Raw genomic sequence first — 16,316 nt, forward strand, 5'->3', positions numbered from 1 at the left:
GTGGATCAGGTTCGGCGCACTCGGCAGGGTACCGGCGGATTTGAGCGCCGCCTTGCGTATTCACGCAAGCATCTGGTGAATCAGCAACTTCCCCTACCAAAGACAGGTACGTCGCCGCCCGGTGACCAGTAGGGTCCGTGCGGTGGACCTGGACTTATGAGTATTTATCGCATCTAGGAGAAGCCAGATGTCTGGTGCGGTGATCGAGCCGGCAGTGTTAGAGGTCGTCAGTACGGCGACGACCTCGCCAACTAACCGATTCGAGCAGTGGGAGCACCACGTTCAGGAGACCTGTGGGACGTTGCAGGTTCTCTATGACCGTGATCGTTTCGCGTGCGGTCGCATCGTCACCGCCACGCTCGCCGACCTCCATGTGTCGGTGATCTCGGCGGACCCGCACACCGTCGTCCGGCAGCCGCGCGCGACCGGTGGCGAGCCCGGCCATGTCTATGTCACGACACCGCTGCGCGGCTTCGCCATGGTGAGCCAGGACGACCATCAGGTGGCGGTTCCGCCCGGCGAGATCGTCACCTTCGACAGCAGCCGGCCGTACACGCTCACGATGCCGGAGCCCTTTCGGATGGTCGCGGTTCGCGCCCAACATCACTCGCTCGGCCTGACACCGGACTCCACTCGCCGTCTCAAGACCAACTCCTGGTCGAGTCAGACCGGAATCGGCGCGCTGGCCAGCCGAACGTTGGCCGCGCTCGGACAGCACCTCACGGAGTTCGACGAGGCATCTTTCGAGCCACTGGGATCCGCCGTCGCCAGCCTCGTCACCACGCTGTTCACCGAACGCCTGCATTTCGCCGACGATCCGCGACTCGACAGGCGGACGCTCATGGCGAGCATCTGCCGAACCGCGCGGGAGTGTCTCGCCGACAGTGAGCTCAACCCGGCCATGCTCGCCCGGCGGCACAGCATTTCGTTGCGCTCCCTGCAGATGCTCTTCGCCGAGCACGGCACCAGCCCGGCGAGGTGGATCCGCGACGAGCGGCTGCACCGGGTGCGCGCCGACCTGGCCAACCCGCGCCTCGCACACCTCACCGTCGCGATGATCGGGGAGCGCTGGGGCCTGGTCGACGCGTCCCAGGTCAGCCGGCTGTTCCGAGCGAAGTACGGTGTGTCGCCGAGCCAGTACCGCAAGAACCCGGCCGCCGCCAGGACCTGAGCGGCTACCGCGGCGCGTGCGGAGCCCCCGCTCTTCACTCCTCCCGATCATGTGGCGCCGGGTTGGTGCTGAACCTGCGCGGATCGAGCAGCACCGCGGCCCTGCGGTCGGCGAGCATCTCGCGGTCGTACCCATCGAGATCGGGGTGCCGGCCGCCGGCCGCGTGGTAGATGTCCCGCAGCAGTTGCGGCACACGGTCGGCGGGCATCCTGGGCAACGCGTCGTCCGGCCCGGCGATCTCGACCGGGCCGGCTACGGCGATCCAGTCCCAGCCGGATCGGAACACCAGGGTCGCGCGCGGGCGCTCCCGAAGGTTGCGGAGCTTGGCCGTGCCGCCGCGAGAGACGAGCGCGGCCACCGGCTTGCCGGTGACCGGGTGCGGCACGATGCCGGCGTTCACCACCGCGACGCTCGGGTCGCCGTCCGCGCGTGTGGTCACCAGTACCGCCAGCCAATCCTGGGTGGCAGCCAGCTCGGCTATCCGGCGCAAGCCGTCTTCGGTCGACATCACCGGGCGATTCCTCCGTTGTTGCGCGAATTCGCAATACTCTTGCGCGTTCTGACCAGGACCTGCGCGGATGAATGGATACTATCTGCCCCATTTGAGATGGAGCAGCGGGGTCGGAGTGCCGAAATCGCCAGTACAGGAGAGTGGTGAACATCGATCTGCGAGGAGCGATGCGCACTTTCGCCACCGGGGTGTGCGTGATGACCACCTATCTGGATGAAGCGACGGGCCGCCGGCACGACGGCCTCACGGTCAATTCCCTGACCTCGGTCTCGCTCGATCCTCCGATGGTGTCCGTGTGCCTTCGGCACGACTCGGCTTTTCTTGCCGACCTGCTGAAGACGAAGGTCTGGGCGCTGTCGATTCTCGATGTCGGCGCGGCGGACATCGCCAGCGAGTTCGCGAAGAGCCGCGACGTGCGGGCGGCGGTGTTGCGCACCGTGTCGGCGACTCCCGGCAAACGCACCGGTGCGCTGGTCCTGGACTCGCCCGGCTGGCTGGAGTGCCGGCTGCAGACGCACCTCCCCGCCGGCGACCACGTCATCGCCATCGGGGACGTGGTGGCGACCGGGACTCAGAAACGTCGGCCGCCGCTGGTCTTCCTGAACGGCGCATACCAGGCCATCACCTAGGACACGTCTGAACTGCGAGGTATCAGCCATGACCGACAACCTGCCTGCCGGGCTCGACGCCGCCAGGGCCCTGGTCGGACCCGACCGGGTCACGTCCGATCTCGGCAACAACACCGGGCTCTTTCGGCGCCGCAACGTCTTCGGTGTCGTCCGGCCGCGCAGTGCCAAGGACGTACAGCGGCTGACGGGCATCTTCGGCGGGAACGGGTCCGCCGCGCTGCATGCCTTCAGCACCGGGCGCAATTGGGGCCTCGGGTCTCGCGAGCCGGCCGACGAGAACGTGGTCGCGCTCGACCTGAGCGACCTGGACGAGGTGCGTGCGATCGACGTCGATGCCGGCTGGGCGGTCGTGGAGCCGGGCGTCACGCAGGGCCGGATGGCGGAACTGCTCGACGGCACCACGCGCATGATGAACGTGACGTCGTCCTCGGCACACAGCAGCGTGCTCGGCAACGCGCTGGATCGCGGCGTCGGGCTGCGCCACCAGCGGGTCGAGGACCTGATGGGGCTCGAGGTCGTGCTCCCGGACGGCGAACTGGTGCGGGTGGGCTGGTGGCCGGACTCGCAACGCGCCACGGCCGTGTATCCGCACGGGCTGGGCCCGTCCCTGGTTCAGCTGTTCGTGCAGTCCAACCTCGGGATCGTGACGGCGGCGACCGTCGGGCTGCTGCCGAGGCCGGAGGCCCTGCGCGTGGTCCGGCTCGAGTTCGAGCCCGACCAGTTGGCCGACGCGGTCGGGCACCTGCGCCGGTGGGTCGCTCAGGGGCTCGTCAGCGCGGTACTCAAGGTGTACAGCCCGGTGGCCGCACGTGGGTACGGCATCACGTCGGGGCGCTTCCTCGCCCACGTGTGCGTGGACGGCACGGCGCGCGCGGTGGACGCGCTCGTGGACGTGATCGCCGCTGAGGCCGGCGACGCCGGGGTGTTCGCGGAGGTGTCGACCACCGACTCGGCGGACCCGGCCGCGCCGCACCACACGGTGACCACCCTGGTGGAGCGGTCCTACCAGGGTGACCCGGACGTCACCGACGCGGTCTTCGAGGCGAAGATGGGCATGCCCGCCGACCAGCTCGACGACCGGATGGGTTTCCTGTTCTTCCTGCCGCTCGTCCCGTTTACCCCGGACCATCTCAGCGCCGCCGACACGCTGATGCGCGGGATATCGGCCGAGACCGGGATCGTTTGCGGTGCAACGCTCAACGTGCTCGGACCGGACGTGGTCGACTTCGTCGTCGCGATGAGGTTCGATCGCGAGCGCGACGCCGCCGCGGCGCACCGGGCACTCGATCTGCTCTACGAGCGGTTCACGGAGGCCGGATTCCTGCCTTACCGCTTCGACATCGACCACCACGACTGGATCGACCGGTGTGACCACGACCCCACGGCCCGCACCTTCGCCCGGCGGCTCAAGAAGCTGCTGGACCCCACGTCGGTCATCGCCCCGGGCCGCTACTTCTAGGAGGATCAAATGACCACTTTAGACGCCGCGCCGACCACCGCGGCCGAGATCCTCAGCCGCGCCCGAGACGCGGCGATCCGGCTGCGCGAGCGCTCCACCGAGATCGAGGAGGCTCGCCGCCTGCCGCCGGATGTCGTCTCGCTGCTCCGCGACACCGGCGTGTTCCGGATGGTCCGGCCGAAGACCCTGGGCGGCCCGGAGCTCAATCCGATGGAGCAGACCGAGGTCATCGAGGTGCTGGCGACCGGCGATGTGTCGGCGGCCTGGTGCGCGATGATCGGCATGGACACCCCGATCTACGCCAACTTCCTCGACGGGGAGGCGGCGGATGCGCTGCTCCGCACGCCGGACATGATCACCGCGGGGCTGATCCTGCCGGTGGGGCGCGCCGAGCGGGCGCCCGGCGGCTTCCAGGTGACCGGACGGTGGCCTTTCGGCAGCGGCATCACACACGCGGACTGGGTGGTGGCCGGCTGCTTCGTGTACAAGGACGGCGAGCTGGAGCCCGGGCCGACGGGTGCCCCGATGCACTGGCGCATCATGATCGTGCCGCGCGACGAGGTCGAGGTGCTGGAGGGCTCCTGGGACACGACCGGCCTCGCCGGCAGCGGCAGCTACACATACACGATGGACGACCACTTCGTTCCCATGGAGCGCGCGTTCAGACTCGACGAGCCCCGGCGGACCGGCCCGCAGGCCACGCCGGACGCGATCCTGCGCAACAGCGCGGGTGTCCCGCTGGGTGTCGCGCGCGCCGCGCTGGACTTCGTCCGCGGTCTGGCCGCGGAGCGGGTCTACCACCCGACGGAGACGCCCTGGCCGGAGGCCTACCACGTGCAGATGGCCATCGCCGAGGCCGAGATGGATCTCGGCGCCGCGCGCGACTACTTGTACGGCGGCCTCGCCCGGGAATGGGAAAAGGTGCAGGCCGGTGCGGAGCTGACACTCGACGAACGCGCGGAGACCGTGCTCGCCCGGGTGAACTCCTTCCGCGCCGCTCGGCGGGTGGTGTCGCGGCTCTACGACCTCATCGCGACCACGGCGATCTACAAGCCGTCCCCCATGGACAGGTGGCTGCGGGACGTCAACACCATGTGCCAGCACGTGATGGCACAGGACCAGGTCGTCCAGTCGGCCGGCGCCCACCTCCTCGGTGGCACCCCGCACAACCCGTTCATTGTGGGAATCATCCCCTAGTGTCCTCGCGTTTCTGGACCTCATGCTACGACGGTTGACCTCCGTGGCCGGGTTCACCGGTCGCGCGGTCACCGCTGGTGGCCTCGTGAGAGCCTGACGGAACCCCGGACCCCAGCAGTTCCCGGAGCCGGGAGCGCTGGGGTTTTCCGGTGCGTGTCTTGGGAAACTCCTCCGACGGCACGACGACGACCCGGCGCACGGCGAGCCCGTACTTGGCGCGGATGGCGGCCTGGATCTCCGTGGCCGCCTGGAGTTCGCACATGGAGTCGTCGTGGTGGTAGGCGACGGCCAGTTCGCCGTTGACGAGACCCGCGCCGACGAGTCCCTTGTGGACGAACGGCAGCTCGGCCAGGGTGGCCTCGAGCTCGTGGGCGTGGTGCAGTGCGCCGCCGAGCCACAACGCGTCCGCCGCACTGCCGGTCACCGTGAGCAGGCCGTCGCGGACGGAGGCGAGGTCGGCTGTGTCGAGCCAGCCGGCCCCGGAGGCCACCGACGGGCCGCGGACCTGCAGGCGGCCGATCGTGCCGGTCGGCACGATCGCGCCGTGGTCGTCGACCACCCGCACGGCGATGCCCGGATGCGGCCGCCCCACCGGCACGAAGCGGAAGCCGGCACGCAGCTCGGTGACGTCGAGCCGATGGTCGACGACTCCGCCGCAGGTCTCGGTCATGCCCCAGCCCGGCCGGAGCGCGGTCGTGGGCAGACCGAACGGCGCGAGCACGGCGCGAAACCCGATGAGCGTCCGCGCCCGGACAGGCTCGCCGCCGTTCATGAGGTAGCCCAGCCTGCTCAGGTCCCAGGACCGTCCGGTCGCCGCGACGGCGGAGCCGATCATCTCCAATGCCGAGGTCGTCGCCCAGGTGACCGTCGCGCGGTGCCGGTCGACGGCGTCCAGCCAGCGGGTCGGCTCGCGCATGACCCAACTTCGGTCGGCGTGTACCTGGACGCAGCCGAGCCAGACATCTCGCACGTGGAACATCACCAGGCCGCCGACGTGGTCGAGCGGCATCCAGTTGAACGTCACGGCATTCGAGTCGAGGCCGTTGTCCTCGATAGTGGCGGCCGTACGCGCGAGGATTTGCTCGTGGCTCAGCGACACCGGCTTGGGCGGGCCGGAGCTGCCGGCGGTTCTGGTGAGCAGCACGACGTCGTCGCGACCGCCCACGTGCCAGTCGAGGTCGGGGTCGGCGGCGCGCAGCTCGTCGATGCTTCCGACGGTCCACCGGCAGCCGGTGACGGCGCCCGGTGCGGCGACGAAGCCGCCCAGCACGCACGCCCAGAACCCGACGATCAGGTCCCGGTTCTCTCCCACCAGCGCGACCCGATCGCCCGCGTGCGCCCCGGCCGTGCGCAGCCCGCCGAGAACGTGGGCAGCCTCCGCGAGCAGCTTTGGATAGGACAACGTGGACTCGGTGCCGTCGGCGTCGATGAACCTGACCGAACCGGTCCCCGTGGCCGCGCGGACGAGCAGCTCGGTCAGGTCGGGCCGGTCGATCGACGGCGCCGGGCCCCCGTCCAAGATGGACGGAGGCCGGGCCGGTGCGGTCGGCATCAGTGCCGGCTGCGCAGCGCGACGAACAACGTGGCCAGCATGGTGACCGCCGCGCACCCGGTGACCACCCACATTCCGTTGTGGTAGCTGGAGATAGTGGCCGCGGTCCCGCTGCTCGGCTTGATCGCCATGGTGGCCGTCACGACGGCGAGCACCAGCGCGGCGCCGACCTGGTAGCCGGTCTGCAGGATGCCGGCGGCCAGACCCTGTTCCGAGTCGGCGACACCGCTGGTGGCCTGGACGTACGCGCCGGTGAACGACAGCGGGAACGCGACACCGATCAACAGCAGCGTCGGCAGCATCACGGTCGCGTAGCTGGAGGACTCACCGATGCGCAGGAACAGCAAATACGCGGCGGTGTAGGCGGCGAAGCCGGCGAACATCATCCAGCGCGGACCGAACTTTCCGATCAGCACGCCGGCGCGCGGCGCGATGAGCCCGATGAGGACGCCGGCGGGCAGGAAGCCGAGCGCCATCTCCAGTGGTGACCAGCCGCGGGTGGACTGCAGGTAGAGCGCGCCGATGAACTGGAAGCTCATGTACGTGCCGAGCATCGCCGCTGCCACGAGAGCCGCGCCCACCAGTGCGCGGTTACGCAGGAAGCCCAGCCGCAGCAGGGGTTGCGCGGTACGGCTCTCGATCAGCGCGAAAGCCGCGAGCAGCACCGCGACGACGGCGAACTGGCCGAGCGTGCGCGCCGAGCCCCAGCCGTACTCCGGCGCCTCGACGATGGTGTAGACGAGCAGCAGCATCGCCGCGGTGACGGTCAGCGCGCCGGGGATGTCGTAGCTGCGCTCGCCGTTGCCCGACCCGGGGTCGCGTGGCACCAGGATGCTCGCGCCGACCAGCACCGCGAGCGCGATCGGCACGGGCAGGAAGAACACCCAACGCCAGTCGGCCTGGGTCAGCAGGCCACCGGCGACAAGGCCCAGGGAGAACCCGGCCGCGCCGCAGGCGGTGTAGATGCTGACCGCTCGGTTGCGTGCCGGCCCCTCGGGGAACGTCGTGACGACGATCGCGAGGCCGGCGGGCGCGGTGAAGGCGGCGCCGACGCCCATCACGAACCGCGCGATGATCACCACCACGCCGTCCTGGGCCAGGCCGCCGACTGCCGACGCCACCGCGAAGACGGCGACCGCGACGAGGAATACCCGTCGCCGGCCGATCAGGTCGGCCATCCGCCCGCCGAGCAACAGGAAGCCGCCGAAGCCGAGCACGTAGGCGCTCACCACCCATTGCAGCGAGGAGGTGGGCATGCCGAGTTCGTCCTGGATCGGGGGCACCGCGATGCCGATCATGGCGTTGTCGAGCGCGTCGAGGAACATCGCGCTGCACACCACGATCAGCATTGCCCACAGCCGGCCGTTCCAGCCGGACGATCCGGTTGCTTCTTGCTCCTGGACGTCCGGCGTTGTCTCGCGCGAGTCCATTGTCTTCCTCACTCCGTTCGGCAGTATTTGAACTCTGGGTACAAGAAAGATTGGTGAAATTACCTGTGCCGCAACGGTTTTCCTAGATCGCCGCCACAGTGGCGTCGACGATCGACTCGAGGCGAGCGCGGTCGTCGGTCGTCTTCACGAGCACTCGCAGGCCGATCATGGCGCTCTGCACCAGGCCGGCGAGGGCCTGCGCGTCGCGGTCGGCCGCGATCTCGCCGGCGTGCTGGGCGTCGAGGAACGCGCCGTGCAGCACCGCGGCCGTGGCTTCGAACGAGTGGCCGAGCACCCGCCTCGCCTCGTGGTCGCGACTGCCGAGCTCGGTCGCGGAGTTGACGACGAGGCAGCCGCATCGCTCCGGGTCGCTGAGGTCGGAGTCGATGGCCTCGAGCAGCATGCGACGAACCCGGTCGCGGATCGGGAGCTCGCTGTCGATCAACGCCTTCAGGTCCGCGAGCGCCGCGTCGGCGTAGCGCTCGAGGCTCGTCAGGAACAGTTCGTGCTTGCTGCCGAACGCGTTGTACAGGCTGCCTTTGCCGATGCCGAGCCGCTCGGACAGGGCCCGCGGTGACGTGTCCCCGTAGCCGTGCACGCGAAATGTCTCGATCGCCTGCTCGACGACCGTGTCCGCGTCGAACTTCCTGGGTCTGCCCATGGTTCGGGGACGCTAGACTATTTTGTACCTACAGGTCAAGAATTGGAGGCTTCATGACGTCGTTCGACAGCCGCCTCGTCGACCGTCCCGGCTTCGCATCGATGTACCGACCGGGAGAGTTGACCCTTGGCCTGCTCTTCCCGCTGGAGTCCTACGCGGGACCGATCCCGCGCATGGACGTCGCCGAGCAGACCGACGCGGCGGTTCGGGCCGAGGAATGCGGGTTCGCCGCGTTGTGGGCGCGCGACGTGCCGTTGTTCGACCCGGGGTTCGGCGACACCGGTCAGATATTCGACCCCTGGGTGTGGCTGACCCACGTCGCCGGCCGCACCAGCCGAATCGCCCTCGCCACCGGGTCGACCGTGCTGCCGCTGCGCAACCCGATCGACACGGCGAAGGCGGCGGCGTCGCTGGACCTGCTGAGCGGGCAGCGGCTGGTGCTCGGCGCGGCCACCGGCGACCGCGGCGTGGAGTTTCCGGCCTTCGGGCGCAACCGCGACGACAGCGGGGAGCTGTTCCGAGCGGCCGTAGACTCGATACGGCGGTTGTGGGCCGAGCAGTTCCCGGCCATCGACTCGCCATACGGCACGATGCGAGACGTCGACCTGCTGCCGAAGCCGGCCGGTGCGCGGATTCCGTTGCTGGTGACCGGGAACAGCCGGCAGAGCCTGGGCTGGATCGCCGAGCATGGGGACGGGTGGCTGATGTACCCGCGGCCCATCCGCGAGCAGCGCCAGGTCCTGGCCCAATGGCACCAGGCACTCGACGAGACGGGCACGGCGCCCAAGCCGTTCTCCCAGTCGCTCTACGTCGATCTGACCGAAGATCCGGGTACTCGGCCGAGCGCCATCCACCTCGGCTTCCGGACCGGTCGCGACTACCTGATCGAGCATCTGGGCCAGCTGCGCGATATCGGCGTCAACCACGTCCTGCTGAACCTGAAATACGGCCGCAGGCCCGCCTCCGAGGTGCTGCACGAGCTCGCCGAGCACGTGCTGCCGCGTTTCCCGACGGTGACCGGCCACGCAGTCGGGTCACTCTGACGCTGGTCCCGTTCGGCAACCAGACCGCCACCCAACAACCGCGCCGGCCGGATCGCGAGGCGTGGGACTGTCAAACGTTCGGTGTAACTCGGGGTTGAAGGAACGACTACTTGCGTCCGGCGGCGAGGCGGCCGCCGAAGGCGTTCGATGCTGGTTTCGTGCGCCGTGAGGCTCTATGGCTTGAGTGGAGGTGGGAGACTTTTTGCCGCCGGGTCGTCGCAGCGGCCGGGTAGGTGTTGAGGCTGCCTGATCCGGGAGGTGCTGGGGAGGGTGGGAGCGGCCCTGACAAAGCCGGGACGTGCCAGGTACTGCCAGATGGCGCGGGTTCGGCAAGCGGGATCGAGAGGAATACGCGAGGAACCGATGTTGTAAAGCCTCTCAATGCTTTACCGGCTCGAATCTGGTGGATGTGGGCCGGGATCAATCAGATCCTGCGCGGCTGGTCAACTATTTTCGGTATGCCGTGTTTAAACACACGCTCAGCAACCTCAAACACTTCGCCGACTAGCGAGTGATGCGATGGTTGATGAAACGGCATCGCGGGAGGTGGAAGGAACTCCGCCGCCGATTCACCACCCCTACCGGGCGGTGGCTGCCGATCGCAGCCGATGAGGTCGCGTTGTTCAACCCCGCATCGGTGACGGTTACTCGCTATCGGTATCGGGGAAACCGAATCCCTAACCCGTTCGTACGGCCCAACCACGCCTAACGGCACTGGTCGTGGAGAGCCCGGTGCGTCGAGAGGCGCACGCCGGGTTCGGCGAGCGGCCCGCGGAAACGGGCCGGCAGCAATGCCGGCACCGCGCCACGGGCCGACTCAACCAGCGCATCGTCCATCGAGCGCGGCCGGTGCCGGTGGGGTCCAGGCTGCGGGTCACGAGGTAGACGCACTTGAGCGCGGCTTGCTCGGTCGGGAAGTGACCGCGGGCCTTGACCGCGCGGCGGATGCGGGCGTTCACGCTCTCGATCGCGTTGGTGGAGCAGATGACCCGGCGGATCTCCGGGTCGAACGCGAGGAAGGGCACGAACTCGGCCCAGGTGTTGTCCCATAGTCGGATAATCGCCGGATAGCGGGCGCCCTAGGTCTCGGCGAAGTCGGCGAACCGTTCCTTGGCGGCGGCCTCGGTCGGTGCGGTGTAGACCGGCTTGAGTGCCTTGGCGATGGCATCCCAGTGCTGGTGGCCCGCGTAGCGGAAGCTGTTGCGCAGCAGGTGGACGATGCAGACTCCCGCTGTCAACCCTGGGTTGGCTGGTGTCCTTTGTGGATGGTTTGTTGTGGGCATGCCAACGGCTCCGCGACCGACATGGACGGTGGACTCTGCGAGGGGCCCGCGACGCCTGGACTACGTCGACGGGTTCGTGATGACGCGCAGTTCCTGCGCGGTCAATGGTGGATCATTCAGGCGTGGACGTCCGGGGCCGCGGATCGCGCCGAGCACGACGCCCGGTGCCATCAGGCGACGTGGGGGAGCGGACAGCGTCAGTACCCCGAGCCACGCGGCGGTCACGTGCGGCCGGCCGGTGGCCGCACTGGTGAGGCGATCCATGAACAGGTCCTGGAGCTTCGCGGTCCGGCCTCGACGTGGTCCTTGCGTCGTCGGGTACCGAAGGTCCTGGGCGGTGGCCAGGTTCCAGGCGGTGTCGGTCGTGCGGGCGATGGCGTGTTGTATGCGGCTCGCGTCGTGTCTCAGCCCGTACTGCCGAAGCCCGTCCCGCAGCGCGAGTGCACCACGGGCGACGACCGACATCCCCTGCCCGTACACCGGGTTGAAGACGCATGTGGCGTCGCCGAGGACGACGAATCCGTCCGGCCACGGGGTGAGCCGTTCGTAGTTGCGTCGGTGGTTGCCGGGGAGGCGGAACCCATACGGCCGGGTCAACGGCTGTGCGGCACCGATGAGGTCGGCGATGATGGGATGGCGAAGGTTGCGGACGAACTCGGTGAAACCGCGCTCGCCGGTCATGGATGTTCCGTCTTGCACTCCGGCGACCGTCACAAGCCATCGGCCGTCCTCGATGGGCGTGAGCACACCTCCGCGTAGGCCGGATGTCGATCGTGGGTCGGAATAGATGGCAATCAACGGAAAGCCCTGCGGTGCATCGGCGGGTGCCCGGTAGATCCGGGATGCGTAGAAGATGCCCGGATCGATGCGGTCTTCGCTCACGGCGGGAAGCCCGAGTTCGGTCAGCCAGCGTGCCGCGCCAGAGTTGTAGCCGGTGGCGTCGACCACGAAGTCGGCGTCGATGTGCCTGGTGGTCGCGGTTTCGCGGTGTCGCAGTCGGCCTCCGGTTATCCGCTCCGGGTCGCCGGATAAGCCGATGACGTCGGCAGCCTGTACGACCTCGATGCGCTCGTCGCGCAGAACCTGCTCGCGCACCACCCAGTCGACGAGGCCGCGACTACAGCTGATGATGTAGTGCGTCTCGTCGAAGCGTCGCGTCCATCCCTGCGGGGTCGACGCGACGAACTGGTTCGGCACGCCGAGGCGGTGTGCGCCGGAGGCGATCAATGTGTCGGTGGTGCCGGGCAACAACTCGTCAAGGGCACGGGCACCGCCGGCCACGAGCAGGTGGACGTGGCGGGCGTGCGGAACGCCCTTACGGTCCCCGGGACCATCCGGCAGCCGGTCCCGCTCGACGATCGTCACGGCATCCACGTGTCGAGTGAGTACGAGCGCGGCCAGCATCCCGGCCAAGCCGCCGCCAAGCACCAAGCCGTGCGTTGTCCGCCCAGTCGGCATGTCAGCATCCTTCCGATGGGCCCCTGCCCCCTGCGCTGGCTGACAGCCAGTTGACAGCACCGACCGACTCATCCGGCGTTCTTGGCCGGCTCCGCGCTCGGTGCTGTTCCGCAGCACGTCGTCGACCAACGGGCTGGTGAGAGCCCGCGCCGTTAGGACCAGCCGGGCACGTTCGCTGGCGAAGGCGTGGCTGGTCTCGCCAGGCGTGTCGTACTGGTCCGAGGCAGCCGTGTCGGCGGCCGCCTTACCGTGGGTCCTGGCGACCAACGCGGCCTTGATGTGAGCCGCTTCCCGTGCCGCCAGCATGTCGCCGATGGCCAGGTCGGGGTCTCCACCACGCCGCGCCAGGATTTCCGCCACCCTCGGATCGTGATAGCCACGCAACTGGTGGAGCCAGTCGTTGATCTCGATGATGCGAAAGAAGAGCCGGGACCCGGGGCTGAACCTTTCCCGCAGCGATCCGGGAGCATGCACCATGGCGGGATCGACGGGTTTCAAGGTCCGCCACAAGGGGCGTAGCTGCCAGTAATCCATCAGATCGGCCTTGCGCTGGACGACCCAGTGTCGGGCTGCCGGCAGCCGTGGGCCCCACATGGCGATGGTGAGGCCCACGAGGGATAGCGGCACCCCCGCGCCGGTGATGTCTGGCGCCATGACGCCCCAGTAATAGAGGTCAGCTCCGAACCAGGTGCCCACGATGGCGGTGAGCGAGACGACGCCGTATGCGATGGGGAACAGGATTCCGACCGAGATGAGACGAAGCCCGCGGCGCAGCCATGGTTGGTTCGCTGGCGTGTCGCTGGCCCATCGCAGGCACAGGTAGGCGATATTTATCATGCTCCCCGTGTAGACGCACAAGAAGAGCACCAGGAACTCACCGAGGTAGTCCACCGTCGCGAGCACCGGGACGAAGTCGTGGTGGTGTTCCTCGGTTGCCGGCGCCAGCGCGAAGAGCGTGATCATTATCGCGATGACGAGCCCGTAGAAGAACACGGTCCACCGCGTTGTCCGCCGCGCCCGCTCCAGCGGATGCCGCCAGTTCAGGATCATGACGCGCAGGGCGCAGACCAGCATGACGCTGAAGACCGCCACCCCCAGTACCGAAAGGTTCGGGATGCCGACCAGCCGATCGAGATTCACTCCAACCACGGGGGTGATACACAGGAATCCCAAGGCGGCGGTCGAACTCGAACCCAGGACCGGAAGGATCAGGCGTTTACGTTCGGGGGGAGCGTGCAGCAGCGCCCGGTACTTGTAGCCGAACAGCACCCAGCTTCCGAGCGAGCAGGCCAGAAAAACGGCGTCCTTCACTGCTGTCCTCGCTGGGATGAGAACCCGAATGTGTACCACGCCCGCGTCACGTGACCGTCTCCCTCCGGCGGGAACGGCTCAACCTCCTGCTGCCGCGCCCACTCGATGAGCCCCCGGCCCAACGCGGCGGCGACGCGGTCGGCCTCACGCTCTTCCCGTCGCGTCATGTCCGTTCGGCCGGCAAGGGTCTTGAGCATCCGGGGAGACAGGTCGGGGTAGAGCAGGCGAGCGCCTTCCTCGGCGTCGAGCCGCGCCGGTTTGTGCCCACAGATCATGTGCGCGAGCTCGTGTAGGACGATATGCAGCCGGTGTACCCAGCTCCTGGTCGTGGTCACGATGATGACGTGCACGTCGTCATCGGTCACCGCCCACAGCCCGCTGAGGCCACCGCCGCCCAGGTCGTCGAACCGCAGCTTGATATCCCGCTGGAGGCGCTGGGCCATCACGTGGCACAGCCGGACGCACACCATCTCGGTGGTCGCTGACTTGTCCAGCTCGAGGTCACGGATCAACTCGTCGCGCAATGCCCGTAGCTGCTTTGCCTTCATGCCATCACCGTCCCCATGCGAGGAATGGCACAACGTCGCGCGGAACCGCTACCGAGTCACCGTTGGGTGCCGTCATCGTCAGTTCCCTCGGGGTCGGCGCTGGGTTCCTGCCAGGTGGGTTGTGCCTCCAGAACTTGCCTGATGGTGTCGTCGGCCGACACACCGGGGTTCAATGCTCGAGCGAGAGCGAGCAGGATCTTGTTTCGTACTTCCGGCGACGCATCCTGCTCAGCCGCCCGCAGGATGACGGCGTTGACACCGAGCCTGTCCATCGCCAGCCGGGTTTCCAACTGGTCGTCGACCCGGCTGGCCAGGTCCTCGTCGAAGAAATAGGCCGGATCCGCGCCGAAATGGTGAGCGAGCGCCAGGATGTGTTTCAACCGTGGGTTGTCACTCGTGCCGGCCAGCAGTTCGCGAACGTAGCTCGGCGAGATGGAGCCGAACTGACCATCACGCCCGATCGCGGCGGCGACCTCTTCCGGTGAGAACGGTCCACGGTCGTGTGGATGCACGGCGTCGAACAAACGCCTCAGCGCATCGCGGCGCCACCGCGGGCGCTCACCGGGGCTCAGATTCTGACGACCGCCGACGAAGCAGGCGGGGTGCACGCCCAGCGCGTCCGCCAGATCCTCGATGGTTCGGCAGGTGGGATTGTCCTTGTCACCCTTGCGCAGCTGCGAGATGTAGGTATGAGTGATCTCGCCGCCATGGGAGCGGATGATCTCCGCGAGCTCGACGTTCGTGTACCGCCGGCGACGGCTGACCGGGCGTGCGCACAGCTCGTCCAGGATGGCGGCAAACGACCGCTGCTCACCGTAAGCCATGACCGCGCCTCCGGCACACGCTCGGCGAGGACCACACCTCGTCACGGGGACCAGACACCGGATCCGCCGGCGTCGGCGCGGGCTCGGCGAACCGGGTCATGACGCCTCTCCGCGATTCCGCTGGTGTGTCATCCGTCTCGGCCTGCTCAGCACAGCAGTTGATCCTAACGGTTCGTACCAGTACGGTGACAACCGTGAAGTTCCGCTGCAGACGCGAAAGGTCACGTCCGCGCGATACAGAAGTGGAATCTGGTTTGCTTCCTACTCGGCTGGAGCGCGGCGATGGCGCCGAGCCTAACGACTGCTGACCAGGTTCCGGCGGAGTTCCGGGCATCTGAGTCCCGCGCGGTCAGCGAACTCGATACGCGGGGTTGGGGCGAGCTGGTCCCCGCCGGGGTTGCCCACGTCCTCCAGTACCGCCAGACCGGTCGGGCGGGCCGCTGTTGAGCGCCGGTCTCTTGCGTGCTCCTGGGTGGTTCGCGCCCGTACCCCGGCAGGTGCGAATCTGTGCCCGTGCACTCCGGTGGTTCCCGCCAATTTGTGTCGTGGTCCGTAACTCCACGTGGGTGCCGTGATGGCCGGCTCCCACTTTCTCGTCCGCGACTTACTGGCCGAGCGAGCCGATCGACGACGCCTGACGACAGACATGGACGAGCTGAACGAACTGCTGGAGCAACTCGGTAAGCGCGGCTACCTGTGGCACGGCTACCGCATAGACCGGCACGGTCCCGATGTCAACGGGTTCGTATGCCGGTGGGACAACTGCGCCGACGTGCTCGTGATGACCAGTGCCGACGATGGCGTACACGCCTACCGGACGCCGACCAGCGCGACCACCGACGTGTTCGTCCCGACGCACGTCCTGTGGTGGTATGGCCATAATCCTGTGTGGACACTGCGTGCCCTGTTGACGCTTCCCCCGCCTGATCATCAGGACGCGCCGAGCGTCCTCGTCCCTGCCCCACCGGGCACGGGCGTGCCGGGTGAGCGGATGCCGGTTCGCCTGCGCAGGCGAGGCCACTGACCGGCGTGACGACTCACGCTGGGTGCACCGCACCATTCGATACGACCGCCACGCTCACGTGCTTCGAGGAACCTCATTCCGCCACGTGAGACACTCTGCTCCCGCGCCGGGTCGGCGACCTTCAGCCCGCAGGACGGCCCGATCGCCACGACTCCGGCCACCCGCTTAGCTGGCCGAGCAGCTGTCCGGGCTCACACCCCGCGAGTAGCGAGAGG

The 16,316-nt window shown here is 68.2% G+C and carries 13 protein-coding genes and 1 pseudogene; 6 read left to right on the plus strand and 8 right to left on the minus strand.

Translation table 11 applies throughout. From position 1 onward, the window contains the following. Nucleotides 1-187: 187 nt before the first annotated feature. Nucleotides 188-1,171, plus strand: a complete 984-nt coding sequence (locus ACRDTB_RS00105; RefSeq protein ID WP_431427728.1) for a helix-turn-helix domain-containing protein — start codon at nucleotides 188-190, stop codon at nucleotides 1,169-1,171. Nucleotides 1,172-1,205: 34 nt separating this feature from the next. Here ACRDTB_RS00105 and ACRDTB_RS00110 read toward each other — a convergent pair whose 3' ends face one another. Beyond that, the gene (locus tag ACRDTB_RS00110; RefSeq protein WP_431427729.1) at nucleotides 1,206-1,679 is read right to left on the minus strand and encodes a pyridoxamine 5'-phosphate oxidase family protein; all 474 of its coding nucleotides are present in this window, start codon (nucleotides 1,677-1,679) and stop codon (nucleotides 1,206-1,208) included. Between the two features lie 146 nt (nucleotides 1,680-1,825). On the opposite strand from ACRDTB_RS00110, the gene ACRDTB_RS00115 reads away from it, so the two are divergent. From ACRDTB_RS00115 to ACRDTB_RS00125, 3 genes are read left to right on the plus strand one after another with little or no spacing between them, the layout of a single operon-like run. Next, on the plus strand, nucleotides 1,826-2,311 hold the full coding sequence (locus ACRDTB_RS00115) for a flavin reductase family protein (protein WP_431427730.1): 486 nt from the start codon (nucleotides 1,826-1,828) through the stop codon (nucleotides 2,309-2,311). A gap of 28 nt (nucleotides 2,312-2,339) precedes the next feature. Then, complete coding sequence (locus ACRDTB_RS00120) at nucleotides 2,340-3,770, plus strand: FAD-binding oxidoreductase (RefSeq protein ID WP_431427731.1); 1,431 nt, start codon at nucleotides 2,340-2,342, stop codon at nucleotides 3,768-3,770. 9 nt (nucleotides 3,771-3,779) lie between these two features. After that, complete coding sequence (locus ACRDTB_RS00125) at nucleotides 3,780-4,967, plus strand: acyl-CoA dehydrogenase family protein (protein ID WP_431427733.1); 1,188 nt, start codon at nucleotides 3,780-3,782, stop codon at nucleotides 4,965-4,967. 25 nt (nucleotides 4,968-4,992) lie between these two features. Here the strand turns inward: ACRDTB_RS00125 and ACRDTB_RS00130 are convergent, their stop codons facing one another. The 3 genes from ACRDTB_RS00130 to ACRDTB_RS00140 form a co-directional block, all read right to left on the minus strand. Beyond that, on the minus strand, nucleotides 4,993-6,519 hold the full coding sequence (locus tag ACRDTB_RS00130; RefSeq protein WP_431427734.1) for an AMP-binding protein: 1,527 nt from the start codon (nucleotides 6,517-6,519) through the stop codon (nucleotides 4,993-4,995). Next, nucleotides 6,519-7,949, minus strand: a complete 1,431-nt coding sequence (locus tag ACRDTB_RS00135; protein WP_431427735.1) for an MFS transporter — start codon at nucleotides 7,947-7,949, stop codon at nucleotides 6,519-6,521. Before ACRDTB_RS00135 ends, ACRDTB_RS00130 begins: the two co-directional genes overlap by 1 nt. An 82-nt stretch (nucleotides 7,950-8,031) precedes the next feature. Next, the gene (locus tag ACRDTB_RS00140; protein ID WP_431427737.1) at nucleotides 8,032-8,610 is read right to left on the minus strand and encodes a TetR/AcrR family transcriptional regulator; all 579 of its coding nucleotides are present in this window, start codon (nucleotides 8,608-8,610) and stop codon (nucleotides 8,032-8,034) included. 53 nt (nucleotides 8,611-8,663) lie between these two features. Between ACRDTB_RS00140 and ACRDTB_RS00145 the strand changes: the two genes are divergently transcribed. After that, complete coding sequence (locus ACRDTB_RS00145; protein WP_431427739.1) at nucleotides 8,664-9,653, plus strand: LLM class oxidoreductase; 990 nt, start codon at nucleotides 8,664-8,666, stop codon at nucleotides 9,651-9,653. A gap of 821 nt (nucleotides 9,654-10,474) precedes the next feature. Here the strand turns inward: ACRDTB_RS00145 and ACRDTB_RS00150 are convergent. From ACRDTB_RS00150 to ACRDTB_RS00165, 4 genes and pseudogenes are all read right to left on the minus strand, one after another. Next, a pseudogene (locus tag ACRDTB_RS00150) lies at nucleotides 10,475-10,876 on the minus strand (transposase); the annotation flags it as partial. 120 nt (nucleotides 10,877-10,996) lie between these two features. After that, complete coding sequence (locus tag ACRDTB_RS00155; RefSeq protein ID WP_431427740.1) at nucleotides 10,997-13,705, minus strand: MAB_1171c family putative transporter; 2,709 nt, start codon at nucleotides 13,703-13,705, stop codon at nucleotides 10,997-10,999. Next, complete coding sequence (locus ACRDTB_RS00160) at nucleotides 13,702-14,253, minus strand: hypothetical protein (RefSeq protein ID WP_431427741.1); 552 nt, start codon at nucleotides 14,251-14,253, stop codon at nucleotides 13,702-13,704. Before ACRDTB_RS00160 ends, ACRDTB_RS00155 begins: the two co-directional genes overlap by 4 nt. Before the next feature lie 56 nt (nucleotides 14,254-14,309). Continuing rightward, complete coding sequence (locus tag ACRDTB_RS00165) at nucleotides 14,310-15,077, minus strand: hypothetical protein (RefSeq protein ID WP_431427742.1); 768 nt, start codon at nucleotides 15,075-15,077, stop codon at nucleotides 14,310-14,312. Nucleotides 15,078-15,723: 646 nt separating this feature from the next. Here ACRDTB_RS00165 and ACRDTB_RS00170 point away from each other — a divergent pair. Next, entirely contained in the window at nucleotides 15,724-16,101 is a 378-nt protein-coding gene (locus ACRDTB_RS00170) for a hypothetical protein (protein WP_431427743.1), read from the plus strand. Nucleotides 16,102-16,316: the final 215 nt, after the last annotated feature.

Source organism: Actinophytocola sp. (assembly GCF_050699935.1).
Taxonomy (GTDB): Bacteria; Actinomycetota; Actinomycetes; order Mycobacteriales; family Pseudonocardiaceae; genus Actinophytocola.

Bases quoted from the DNA above. Each gene is read 5' to 3' on its own strand.
- ACRDTB_RS00105 (WP_431427728.1), top strand. From the start codon at position 188: ATGTCTGGTGCGGTGATCGAGCCGGCAGTGTTAGAGGTCGTCAGTACG.
- ACRDTB_RS00110 (WP_431427729.1), bottom strand. From the start codon at position 1,679: ATGTCGACCGAAGACGGCTTGCGCCGGATAGCCGAGCTGGCTGCCACC.
- ACRDTB_RS00120 (WP_431427731.1), top strand. From the start codon at position 2,340: ATGACCGACAACCTGCCTGCCGGGCTCGACGCCGCCAGGGCCCTGGTC.
- ACRDTB_RS00125 (WP_431427733.1), top strand. From the start codon at position 3,780: ATGACCACTTTAGACGCCGCGCCGACCACCGCGGCCGAGATCCTCAGC.
- ACRDTB_RS00130 (WP_431427734.1), bottom strand. From the start codon at position 6,519: ATGCCGACCGCACCGGCCCGGCCTCCGTCCATCTTGGACGGGGGCCCG.
- ACRDTB_RS00135 (WP_431427735.1), bottom strand. From the start codon at position 7,949: ATGGACTCGCGCGAGACAACGCCGGACGTCCAGGAGCAAGAAGCAACC.
- ACRDTB_RS00140 (WP_431427737.1), bottom strand. From the start codon at position 8,610: ATGGGCAGACCCAGGAAGTTCGACGCGGACACGGTCGTCGAGCAGGCG.
- ACRDTB_RS00145 (WP_431427739.1), top strand. From the start codon at position 8,664: ATGACGTCGTTCGACAGCCGCCTCGTCGACCGTCCCGGCTTCGCATCG.
- ACRDTB_RS00160 (WP_431427741.1), bottom strand. From the start codon at position 14,253: ATGAAGGCAAAGCAGCTACGGGCATTGCGCGACGAGTTGATCCGTGAC.
- ACRDTB_RS00165 (WP_431427742.1), bottom strand. From the start codon at position 15,077: ATGGCTTACGGTGAGCAGCGGTCGTTTGCCGCCATCCTGGACGAGCTG.
- ACRDTB_RS00170 (WP_431427743.1), top strand. From the start codon at position 15,724: ATGGACGAGCTGAACGAACTGCTGGAGCAACTCGGTAAGCGCGGCTAC.